The 11,879-nt window shown below is 41.7% G+C and carries 10 protein-coding genes; 4 read left to right on the top strand and 6 right to left on the bottom strand.

Features of this window, described 5'->3' with window-relative positions; genetic code table 11:
- Nucleotides 1-51: 51 nt before the first annotated feature.
- The 6 genes from prmA to rsmD form a co-directional block, all read right to left on the bottom strand.
- Entirely contained in the window at nt 52-933 is an 882-nt protein-coding gene (prmA, locus tag PSH41_RS00505; protein ID WP_121638027.1) for a 50S ribosomal protein L11 methyltransferase, read from the bottom strand.
- A gap of 66 nt (nt 934-999) precedes the next feature.
- On the bottom strand, nt 1,000-2,847 hold the full coding sequence (gene rpoD / locus PSH41_RS00510) for an RNA polymerase sigma factor RpoD (RefSeq protein WP_054983281.1): 1,848 nt from the start codon (nt 2,845-2,847) through the stop codon (nt 1,000-1,002).
- A 124-nt stretch (nt 2,848-2,971) separates the two neighbouring features.
- Nucleotides 2,972-4,723 carry a DNA primase gene (gene dnaG, locus PSH41_RS00515; RefSeq protein WP_273589356.1) on the bottom strand — a complete coding sequence of 584 codons (1,752 nt, stop codon included), beginning with the start codon at nt 4,721-4,723 and terminating at the stop codon, nt 2,972-2,974.
- Between the two features lie 372 nt (nt 4,724-5,095).
- Entirely contained in the window at nt 5,096-5,542 is a 447-nt protein-coding gene (locus PSH41_RS00520; RefSeq protein WP_004588626.1) for a GatB/YqeY domain-containing protein, read from the bottom strand.
- Between the two features lie 20 nt (nt 5,543-5,562).
- Entirely contained in the window at nt 5,563-5,778 is a 216-nt protein-coding gene (gene rpsU, locus PSH41_RS00525) for a 30S ribosomal protein S21 (RefSeq protein ID WP_002957797.1), read from the bottom strand.
- Between the two features lie 145 nt (nt 5,779-5,923).
- On the bottom strand, nt 5,924-6,529 hold the full coding sequence (gene rsmD, locus PSH41_RS00530; RefSeq protein WP_273589357.1) for a 16S rRNA (guanine(966)-N(2))-methyltransferase RsmD: 606 nt from the start codon (nt 6,527-6,529) through the stop codon (nt 5,924-5,926).
- Nucleotides 6,530-6,736: 207 nt separating this feature from the next.
- Between rsmD and ftsY the strand changes: the two genes are divergently transcribed.
- The 4 genes from ftsY to rpoH all read left to right on the top strand — a co-directional run bounded on the left by ftsY (nt 6,737) and on the right by rpoH (nt 11,776).
- The gene (ftsY, locus tag PSH41_RS00535) at nt 6,737-8,758 is read left to right on the top strand and encodes a signal recognition particle-docking protein FtsY (RefSeq protein WP_273589358.1); all 2,022 of its coding nucleotides are present in this window, start codon (nt 6,737-6,739) and stop codon (nt 8,756-8,758) included.
- 233 nt (nt 8,759-8,991) lie between these two features.
- Nucleotides 8,992-9,669 carry a cell division ATP-binding protein FtsE gene (gene ftsE / locus PSH41_RS00540; RefSeq protein WP_004588623.1) on the top strand — a complete coding sequence of 226 codons (678 nt, stop codon included), beginning with the start codon at nt 8,992-8,994 and terminating at the stop codon, nt 9,667-9,669.
- A complete protein-coding gene (gene ftsX, locus PSH41_RS00545) occupies nt 9,666-10,652 on the top strand; it encodes a permease-like cell division protein FtsX (protein WP_121638025.1) in 987 nt (328 codons plus the stop codon). Before ftsE ends, ftsX begins: the two co-directional genes overlap by 4 nt.
- A gap of 260 nt (nt 10,653-10,912) precedes the next feature.
- Nucleotides 10,913-11,776, top strand: coding sequence for an RNA polymerase sigma factor RpoH (rpoH, locus tag PSH41_RS00550; protein ID WP_004588621.1), 864 nt, complete (start codon nt 10,913-10,915; stop codon nt 11,774-11,776).
- Nucleotides 11,777-11,879: the final 103 nt, after the last annotated feature.

Genomic DNA, 11,879 nt, shown 5'->3' on the forward strand with positions numbered 1-11,879 from the left:
GCTTTACATGCAAGTTTTGAGTTAAAACTCTAAATTCATAAATATATGCGGTTAGCTATTTTTTGTACCGCTTACACGGGTCCAATCACCCTCTAGTGCAATATCGTCAAGCTCAATAAACGGTGCGTAAATATCGGCAACCGATTGGGCTTGTTCTTCTAATATGCCCGACATAGCAATTTTGCCACCCGGTTTAAGTAATCCCAAAATTACACTGTGAAGCTCACGCAGCGGCTGCGCTAAAATATTCGCTACTACAATATCAGCACTAAACTCAGGTTGGTTTTCTGGTAGGTATACCTCAAGCTTATCGGCTACGCCATTACGTTGTGCGTTATCTAAGCTTGCTTCTAGTGCTTGCGGGTCAATATCAATACCTATCATGCGCTCTGCGCCAAGTTTTATGGCTGCAATGCCTAAAATGCCCGATCCACAACCAAAATCAACCACTGTTTTACCACTTAAATCTTGGCTTTCTAGCCATTTAAGGCACAGTGCCGTTGTTGCATGCGTACCCGTACCAAATGCAAGGCCTGGGTCGAGCAGTACATTAACTGCATCAGGGTCTGGAATGTCGCGCCAGCTTGGGCATATCCACAGTTTTTCGCCGAACTGGATTGGGTGAAAGTTATCCATCCACTCACGTTCCCAGTCTTTATCTTCTAGTTGCTCAATTTTGTATACCAGCGTGTCTTTAATTTCATCATGACGCTTAAGTAATGCAATTACCGCGTTCATATCATGATTGGCTTCAAATAGACCAATTACAGTGGTATCGGCCCAAAACTCAACGGTGCCAATTTTAGGCTCATAAATAGGTGTGTCTTTAGCATCAATAAAAGTAACAGAGGCGCTGCCTGCCTCCATTAATAAGTCACTCACTGCATCTGCGGTAGCAGCATTGGCATTGATACGGATTTGGATCCAAGCCATGGTTGTTTCCTTTAAATAGAAAAAAGGCCGCTACAGCGGCCTTTTTAGTTTATATGAAGCGCTAAATTATTTAGCGTCTAAAAAGCTTTTTAGTAAATCAGAGCGAGAAGGGTGGCGTAATTTACGCAGTGCTTTCGCTTCTATTTGACGAATACGCTCACGTGTTACGTCAAACTGTTTACCTACTTCTTCTAAGGTGTGGTCGGTATTCATATCAATACCAAAGCGCATACGAAGTACTTTAGCTTCACGGGCTGTAAGGCCTGCTAGCACGTCGTTTGTTGCGCCACGAAGAGATTCCATTGTTGCCGAGTCGATTGGCGAATCAATAGTGGTATCTTCGATAAAGTCACCTAAGTGCGAATCTTCATCATCACCGATTGGTGTTTCCATCGAAATTGGCTCTTTAGCAATTTTAAGTACCTTACGGATTTTATCCTCAGGCATCATCATGCGTTCTGCTAATTCTTCAGGATTTGGCTCACGACCCATTTCTTGTAACATTTGACGAGAGATACGGTTAAGTTTATTAATCGTTTCTATCATATGTACTGGAATACGGATTGTTCTTGCTTGGTCAGCAATTGAGCGGGTAATCGCTTGGCGAATCCACCACGTAGCATAAGTTGAGAACTTATAACCACGGCGGTATTCAAACTTATCTACCGCTTTCATCAAGCCAATGTTACCTTCTTGGATTAAATCTAAGAACTGTAAACCACGGTTTGTGTATTTTTTAGCAATTGAGATTACAAGACGTAAGTTAGCTTCAACCATTTCTTTTTTCGCACGGCGCGCTTTTGCTTCACCAATGCTCATACGACGGTTAATGTCTTTAATACGCTCAATGCTTAAGCCTGTGCTTTCTTCAATTACACATAGCTTTTGGATGCAACGAATAATTTCAGGCTTCACTTCTTCAAGTTTAGCTGAATGTTTTTCGTTAGCATTTATTTCTAGGTCAAGCCACGCTGAGTCAGTTTCGTTATTAGCAAAGTGCTTAATAAACGTTTTCTTAGGTAGCTTAGCAATTTGTACCGCTTGTTTCATGATAAGGCGTTCTTGAATACGCACTCTATCCATCATTTCACGCATGTTGTTAACCATGCGATCAAACTGTTTTGGTACTAATTTAAAGGTTCTGAAAAGCTCGCCAATTTCAAAAATAGCGGCTTGAGAATCTGGGTGCGAACGCCCTTTTTCATCAAAGGTAGCGCGAGCTTTAACGTATAAATCACGTAAGTTTTCAAAGTGAATACGGGCTTCTTCTGGATCTGGGCCTGTATCTACTTCTTCTTCGTCTTCATCGTCATCGCTGTCTTTGTCATCTTCATCATCGTCTTCATCAAGTTGTTCTTCACTTAATTCAGAGCCGATGTGAGTTGCTGAGATTTGCGCTTCGTCTTCGTTAGGGTCGAAAAAGCCTGAAATAATGTCGCTTAAGCGCATTTCTTCAGCTTCAAACTTATCCCACTGTTCAAGTAGGTAAGTAATCGCTTCAGGGTATTCGGCAACAGAAATTTGTACCTGGTTGATACCTTCTTCAATACGCTTAGCGATTACAATTTCACCTTCACGTGTAAGAAGTTCAACAGTACCCATTTCACGCATATACATGCGCACTGGGTCAGTTGTACGGCCAATTTCTTTTTCTACAGTTGCAAGGGCTGCAGCAGCAGCTTCTGCTGCGTCTTCGTCTGTCGTGGTTTCTTGCATCATTAATTCATCAGCATCGGGCGCGTTTTCGCTAACCTTGATACCCATGTCATTAATCATGCTAATGATATCTTCTACTTGATCTGAGTCGATTATGTCTTGTGGAAGGTGATCATTTACTTCAGCAAAAGTTAAGTAGCCTTGCTCTTTACCTTTTTGAATCAGAAGTTTTAATTGTGACTGAGGAGTTGGATCCATAGAGATTGTTTCTTCCACTCTGATAAGTTGATACAACAGGCGTCATCATAGAGTTAGCCTTTTAACTAACTTTAATAATGTGACGCAGTGAATAGCACAGTATAACAGTTTAAATCAAGCCTGACTAGCTGTTACTCGCTTTTAGCGCTGTCATAAGTAAATGACATTCTAGTTTTTCATCACTTGATAAGCCCTGTGTCTTGTCCTTTATTAATAGGGTCTCTAGTCGATAATTTAAACACTGATCTTCAATAAATTTAAAAGTATTTTGAAAAACAGTCTCTAAACGCTCATCACTAATTTGGTGCTGCCATGTGGCAAGCTTTACTAGCGGTTCGTAATCTTCGGAATCTCTAAATGACTCGAGTAAAACCGCTGTGTTAGCATTGTCTTTTTGCAGTGCGCGCTCTTGTAAGCGCAGTAGCAAACCAATACCCGCTATGTTCATTTGTGCCAATTCTGGCAAATGGGGCACACTTTTAGCTAACTGTGGGTGCTGAATTAAAATACCAATAGCTTGGCGCATTGGGGTAATTTTAAATTTTCGCTCAACAGCGTGTTGTTGCTTTGGTGTTTTTAAGCGGCTATTTAGCTGCTCACGCGTACGGCCAATTAATCGCCCTAACTGCTCTAAAATATTTTCTTGGTAAAATTCACTCGGAATTTTTTCAATTAACGGCAAAGCGGCACTTAATAGCTTAGCTTTGCCTGAGTCGAGTGTTAGGTCTACTTCTTGGCTAAGCTTATTAAATAACACTTTGGTAAAATCATCTGCTTGGCTTAAGCGTTGCTCAAACTGTGTTTTACCTTCTTGCTGAACCAGTGAATCGGGGTCTTCGCCGTCAGGTAAAAATACAAAGTGTAATGCTTTGCCATCGTTTAAGTAGGGCAGGGCATTTTCTAGTGCTCGCCATGCAGCGTCGCGGCCCGCTCTGTCGCCATCGTAACAACAAATAACTTTGTCGGTGGTTCTAAATAGCGTATGCATATGCTCGCTTGTGGTTGCGGTACCAAGCGCAGCTACGGCATATTCAATACCTTGCTCTGCAAGTGCAACTACATCCATGTAACCTTCTACAATGAGTACATGTTCAAGCTTTTTATGTGCTTGTTTTGCCTCATAAAGGCCATATAGCTCAAAACCTTTATGAAAAATGCGGGTCTCTGGTGAGTTGAGGTATTTTGGCCCTTGGTCGGCTTGCATTACACGCCCGCCAAAGGCGATAACACGGCCACGTTTATCACGAATAGGGAACATTAACCGATCGCGGAAAAAATCAAACTGCCTACCTGGTGTTTTTTCGGAGGCGAGCTTAAGCTCGACCAGCTGTTCTTTTTGCTCTTTTGTTCGGCCAAGTTGTTGGCACAGCGCTTCCCATTCGCTCGGCGCATAACCAATCATAAACTTTTTAACGGTTTCGCCACTTAAACCACGCCCTTTTACATAGTCAATCACCGTAGCAGAGTTACTGTGGTGCTTTAATTGATGCTGGTAAAAGCGTGCTGTGTGTAACATTAAATCGTAATCTGAGCGCTTTTGCGCTGCTGTGCGCTCAGGTGCTGAGCTACTGCCTTTCTCGCGAGGTACGTCTAAATTTAAAAGGCTTGCGAGCTCTTCTATGGCATCAACAAATTCAAGCTTGTCGTATTCCATAACAAACGAAATAGCGTTGCCATTAGCACCACAGCCAAAGCAGTGGTAAAACTGTTTATCTTGAGAAACAGTAAACGAGGGGGATTTTTCGTTATGGAAAGGGCAGCAAGCTTGGTAGTCTTTACCTGCTTTTTTAAGACCAACTTTAGAGTCTATTAGCTCTACAATATCTGTTCTGGCGAGTAAATCGTCAATAAAATTTCGTGGGATCTTTCCAGCCATGTTTTGTAAGTAGTCCTAACAATTGGTGAGGTGTAATTTCAACACAATGCGCGCATTTATAAAAGGGGTATCGGTAAGCTAAAAAGTTACATTATATCCATGGGCAATAATACTTAATCATTTTTAGGTGCTAAACCTGACGCTAACAGCATACAAAGCTAGGATATTGAAGGTAGAGCAGTGCAGGCGCAGTAAGTGATAGCCCTAAATAACCCATTTTACCTAGCCCTCGATGTGCTTTTGTAGTTACACAATAAATCACTTAATTACATGCACGAGCATTACTTAAAAGCGTTTTGTTTGTCTACTTAAACGAAGAAACCGAGCACTAGGCTCGGTTTACTTTAATCATACTTTGTGTATGTGGGAGTATTAGGCTGTTAATCGTTGCTTAATTAAACCAGAAAGCTTGCCCATATCGGCACGTCCTTCGGCTTTGCTTTTGATTATGCCCATTACTTTACCCATGTCTTGCATACCTGCTGCATTAGTATCAGCAATAGCCGCATCAATAAGGGCAACTATTTCTTCTTCACTCAATTGTTGAGGTAAAAAAGTTTCTAGTGCTGCGATCTCATTGGCTTCAATTTCGGCTAAATCTTCACGCCCAGCATCTTTGTACTGAGTGTAAGAATCACGACGTTGTTTAACAAGCTTCACTATAACGGAGGTAATACCTGCGTCGTCTAGTGTTATTTGCTCGTCAATCTCACGTTGCTTGATTGCGGCAAGCACCATGCGAATAGGGTTAAGACGTTGTTTGTCTTTCGCTCTCATCGCATCTTTTTGCGCATCTTTTAGCGTTATTAAAAGGCTCATTTATACAAGACCTAATACTATTAGTATAATTTAACGCGACGTGCGTTATCGCGAGAAAGCTTCTTCATGTGACGCTTAACCGCTGCAGCTTTTTTACGCTTACGCTCAGCTGTTGGCTTTTCATAGTGCTCGCGACGACGAACTTCTGAAAGGATACCTGCTTTTTCACATGAACGCTTGAAGCGACGAAGTGCTACGTCAAACGGTTCGTTCTCTCTTACTTTAATTACTGGCATTAAAAATTCACCTACCTAAATTATGAGCGTTGCTCAAGTTGATCAAACATTGATCAAGTGGTTCAAAAATGGTGCGGTATTGTAATCCGAAGCAACACCACATGTAAAGGATAATATTAACAGAAATGCAGCGGCTTAAATAGTGTTAATTTGGCTGGCGTTGGTATAGCCTACAGAATACTTGCCCTGCTTTTTTTTCTTTAATTAACAGCCAGTTATCTGGTTGTGAAAAGCTGCTTAGTTCGGTTTCTACCTCAACATAAATGAGCGCGTCTTCGCTAAGCCATTGGTTATTTTCTAATAAATCACAGCTACTTTGCGCTAAGTTTTTACGAAATGGTGGGTCAACAAAAACTAAATTAAATGGTGAATTTGTATTCTTTTGCTCTAAATATGAGAGTGCATTAGTGTGTTTTACCTGTGCATTTTCAAGCTTTAAGGTACTAATATTTTGCTCAATTTGCTTAGCAGCCGAGGCATCTAGTTCGATAAACGTGGTGCTTTTAGCAAACCGAGAAAGCGCTTCAAAGCCAAGCCCGCCAGAGCCTGCAAAGCAATCGAGTACTGTTGCATCGCGCGTATCTTGCATTAACCAATTAAACACGGTTTCTTTAATGCGGTCTGTTGTTGGGCGTAGCCCTTCTACATTTTTTACCGGCAGTTTACGGCCACGAAATTGCCCGCTAATTACTCTAATAAAGCCGTCAGTAGATTTGCTAATTGCTTTATTTTTCGTTGTTTTTTTTCTCATTTAGGTCACTAAAAAATGGTATAAGGGATCTAGCTCAGATAATATTGTGCGTAGTTTACGTTTAGCTTCATTTTTCAACCGCATTAAAAGTGTTACTATTTAGCACTTACGTTTTGAACGGTTGTTTGGCCGGCACGCTTTGCTGAGCCACACCAAGCTATTTCAAATTTTAGTTTATCAGATTTTTATAAGTGGTTATTAGCAAGTATGGCAAAAAAAAGTAAATTCATGTCTTGGCTCGGTTTTGGTAAGTCAGATAAAAAACAAGCAGAAGCTGATAAACAACAGGCATTAGCTCAGCAACAAGAAGCTGAGCGCTTAGCGGCAGAAAAGGCCGAAGCAGAGCGTGAAGAACAAGCGCGTATTGCTGCTGAAAAAGCACAAGCAGAGCGTTTAGCAATTGAAAAGGCTAATGCAGAGTTGCTTGCAAAAGAGCAAGCCGAAGCACAGGCGCAACAACAAGCACAAGCTGCTCGTCTAGCTGAGCAAGAAGCGCAAATGCGTTTAGAGCAAGAGCGCATGGCTGCACAGCGAGCTGAGCAACAACGTTTAGACACAGAGCGCGAGCAAGCTGAGCAAGATGAAAAATTAGCAATTGAAAAAGCCAACGCTGAGTTGCTTGCGAAAGAGCAAGCTGAAGCACAGGCGCAACAACAAGCACAAGCCGCTCGTTTAGCAGAGCAAGAAGCGCAAATGCGTTTAGAGCAAGAGCGTGTTGCAGCAGAAAAAGCAGAAGCTGAACGTGTAGAGCAACAGCGAATTGCCACAGAACAAGCAGAAGCTGAACGTGCAGAGCAACAGCGAATTGCCGCAGAACAGGCAGAAGCTGAACGTGTAGAGCAAGAGCGTATTGCAGCAGAACAGGCAGAAGCTGAACGTGTAGAGCAAGAGCGTATTGCAGCAGAACAGGCAGAGGCTGAACGCTTAGAACAAGAGCGTATTGCACAAGAACAGGCAGAAGCTGAACGCGCAGAGCAAGAACGTATTGCTGCAGAAGCAGAAGCTGAGCGTTTAGAGCAACAGCGAATTGCTGCAGAACAAGCAGAAGCTGAACGTTTAGAGCAAGAGCGTATTGCTGCAGAAGCGGAAGCTGAGCGTTTAGAGCAACAGCGAATTGCCGCAGAGCAAGCAGAAGCTGAGCGCTTAGAACAAGAGCGTATTGCACAAGAACAGGCAGAAGCTGAACGTGCAGAGCAAGAACGTATTGCAGCAGAGGCCGAAGCTGATCGTTTAGAGCAAGAGCGCATTACGGCAGAGCTTGCAAAAGAAGAAGCTAAACTTGCCGAAAAGCCTAAAAAAGAAGGCTTTTTTTCACGTCTTAAAAAAGGGTTATTAAAAACCCGTGTAAATATAGGCTCTGGCTTTGCATCTATTTTTAGTGGTAAAAAAATAGACGATGATTTATTTGAAGATTTAGAAACACAGCTTCTTACCGCCGATTTAGGTGTTGATACCACCATGAAGCTGATTGATAGCCTTACTGATGCCGCCGATCGCAAGCAGCTTAAAGATGGCGATGCGCTTTATGACTTAATGAAGCAAGAAATGGCCGCAATGCTTAAAACAGCTGAGCAACCGCTTGAGATACATGCTGATAAAAAACCATTTGTTATATTAATGGTCGGTGTAAACGGCGTAGGTAAAACGACAACCATTGGTAAGTTAGCTAAGCAATTTCAAAATGAAGGTAAGTCGGTTATGTTGGCCGCAGGTGATACCTTTCGCGCAGCAGCCGTAGAGCAGCTGCAAGTGTGGGGAGAGCGTAACAGCATTCCTGTTATTGCCCAGCACACTGGTGCAGATAGTGCCTCGGTGGTGTTTGATGCATTTCAGGCCGCTAAAGCGCGTAATGTAGATGTATTAATTGCTGATACAGCAGGGCGCTTGCAAAATAAAGATAACTTAATGCAAGAGCTTGAAAAAATAGCCCGCGTAATGAAGAAAATTGACCCTGATGCACCGCATGAAGTTATGCTAACCATTGATGCGGGTACAGGTCAAAATGCAATTAGCCAAGTAAACTTATTTAATCAATGTGTTGGGTTAACCGGTATTACCCTCTCAAAACTTGATGGTACTGCTAAAGGTGGGGTTATATTTGCGGTTGCAGATAAGTTTAATATTCCTATTCGTTACATTGGTGTTGGCGAAGGTATTGATGATTTACGCGCATTTAAAAGCGATGACTTTATTGACGCTTTATTTAGCCAAGATGAGGATGACGCTTAATACATAAAAGGGAGCTTGCTCCCTTTTTTGGTCTGTTTATCTTTTGAGATTAAACATGCGCTGCCCTTTGAACTATTTACTTTTTATTGCTCGGTTTTTACTTAGCCTTCTGGGCTATAAACCTTGCGCCGCGATTAAATAGTCTCTAGGCAGAGCAAATTTCAATCCTGAAAGGTCAACAGGCCCTAGCTAAGGAATTCCATTTTACTAATTTGGGACTGGCATAATAAAAAATGATAAATTTTCAGCAAGTAAGTAAAACCTATCCGGGTGGGCATCGCGCTCTCGAAAAAGTTACATTTCATATTAAGCCTGGCGAACTGGCTTTTTTAACAGGCCACAGTGGTGCGGGTAAAAGTACCTTATTAAAGCTCATTAGCTTAATGGAGCGCCCCTCTGCAGGCAACGTGCTAATTAATGGTGTTGATTTAAATAAAGTTAATTCTCGGCAAATTCCTTATGCACGCCGCGATATTGGTATTATTTTTCAAAATCATCGTTTGTTAGAGCGTTACACTGTGTTTGATAACGTTGCACTGCCGTTGATTATTGAAGGCACTCATCATAAACAAATCGCTAAACGAGTTCATGGTGCGCTAGATAAAGTAGGGCTGTTAGATAAAGTTAAATGTCATCCTTCTACACTCTCTGGTGGTGAGCAGCAACGCGTAGGTATTGCCAGAGCGATTGTAAATTCTCCGCCTATTTTATTAGCTGATGAACCAACGGGTAACCTTGACCCCGAGCTCTCTATGGAAATATTAAGGCTATTTGAAGATTTTAATAAACACGGTACGACAGTACTTATAGCAACACACGACCTTGGTCTGGTGTCGCGTTTAAAATACCGTAGCCTGACTTTAAAAGATGGCCGAATGCTTGAAGACCCACTTGCGGAGGGCACGCTGTGAGCTTGTTATTTAAAGGACGCCAAAACTCAAACGACAAACAAAAAAAATCAGTCATAGCTGGCGGTTATTTTTTTATTATTAATATTTTTCGCCAAGGGGTGCACAGTTTAGGTGAAATGTGGCGTACGCCACTTGCATCATTAATGACAATTGCGGTACTTGGGCTAAGTTTAACATTGCCTGCAACGCTTTATTTAGTCGTAAAAAATGTACAGCAAGTCAGTAGCGGGTTTGAAGAAGCCAGTGAAATATCGCTTTTTGTAAAAGAAAGTATGAGCGAACAAGAAACACAAACCTTAGTAAAGCGTTTAGCACTTTACGCCGAGGTAGAAAGTGTTGAATTTATTTCTAAGCAACAAGCATTAACTGAATTTAAAGATGTGTCGGGGTTTGGGCAAGCTTTAGAGTACCTAGATAGCAACCCGCTACCCGATGTTGTATTAGTGACACCTACTAAGCGGCATCGCCAGCCTAATGCGGCTAAAGCGCTGCTTACAAAGCTTGAGAACGAGCGCGAAGTAGATTTTGGTAAGCTTGATATTGCTTGGCTTGAGCGCCTAAATGCATTATTAGACTTATTAAAAGAAAGCGTTATCACAATTGCTTTATTACTTCTTACCTCTGTCACGCTTATTATTGGTAATACGATTCGTTTATCGATTATGGATAAAAAAGAAGAAATACAAGTAATGAAGTTAGTAGGTGCTACCAATACGTTTATACACGCTCCGTTTTTGTGGACCGGCATTTGGTATGGCGTTATAGGGGGCTTGTTTGCATTTATTTGTATTGCCTTAATGATGTGGTGGTTAACTAGCGCAGTAAGCAGCGTTGCAGGCGTGTATCAAACAAGCTTTTCGTTAATTGGTTTAACGCTTAATGAGTTTGGCGCATTAGTATTGCTAGCAACCAGCTTAGGCTTTATTGGTTCTTACTTATCGGTTAACCGATATATAAAAGAAATTGAGCCTGATAAAGTATAAGTATGGCTGCTAATGGCTGACTCAAAAATGTCATGTTTGTATATTATTATCCTTAAATGAGATTAGTTGTAAATGCGCTGTTACGCTTGCGCTAATCTCTTGCAATCCCTTAGTTCATCACTTATTCAGTCGCATGTAGTAGACTTAACATACACTAAAAAACCGCTTGATTTACGCTTAAAAAAAGTTTTAAATTGGGGTTAGCACTCTTAGAGAAAGAGTGCTAAGATGGTTTCAAATGTTTATCACCGAGGTGAAAAATGAGTAAAGATTTATACGCAATGGCACTTACAGTTGGGCAACAAAGCGCAAGCATGGACGGCTACCTTCAAGCGGTTAGCACAATTCCTATGCTTAAAGCTGAGCAAGAGAAAGAGCTAGCAACACGACTTCAAGAAGAAGGCGATCTTAGTGCTGCAAAGCAACTCATTATGTCGCATTTACGCTTTGTAGCACATATTGCTAAAAGCTACTCGGGTTATGGTTTACCGCAAGCCGATTTAATCCAAGAGGGCAATATAGGCCTGATGAAAGCGGTTAAGCGTTTCGACCCGAGTGTGGGTGTACGTTTAGTGTCTTTCGCTGTACATTGGATTAAAGCAGAAATTCATGAGTTTGTGCTTAAAAACTGGCGCATCGTAAAAGTTGCGACCACTAAAGCGCAACGTAAATTGTTTTTTAATCTTCGTAAAAACAAAAAACGTTTAGGTTGGTTTAACCAAGCTGAAGTAAGCACTGTAGCGAATGAGCTAGGTGTGAGTGAAAAAGAAGTTCGTGAAATGGAATCGCGCATGAGCGGCCAAGACATGGGCTTTGACTTAACGGGCGACGATAACGACGACGCACCAACAAGTACATATTCACCAGTACAATATTTAACAGACGGCTCAGCTGATTTAGCTGACGATATTGAGCAGCAACAATGGCAAGAGCAGTCACATACTCGTTTATTTAGCGCGCTTAAAACGCTAGACGAACGCTCACAAGACATTGTAAGTGCACGCTGGTTGTCTGATGACAAAGCAACACTACAAGAGCTTGCTGAAAAATACAGTGTATCTGCTGAGCGTGTTCGCCAGCTAGAAAAAACAGCGATGAAAAAGCTGCAAAGTGCTATGAGCTAATAGCGCAAAAATAGTAAAACTTAAAAAGCCCTGCATTAATATGCGGGGCTTTTGCTTTGTGGCTATGAGTATTTTAATCAACGTTTTAGCTATTTAATATTGT

The sequence above is a fragment of the Pseudoalteromonas sp. CST2 genome, assembly GCF_028599385.1.
In the GTDB taxonomy this organism is placed as follows: domain Bacteria; phylum Pseudomonadota; class Gammaproteobacteria; order Enterobacterales; family Alteromonadaceae; genus Pseudoalteromonas; species Pseudoalteromonas atlantica.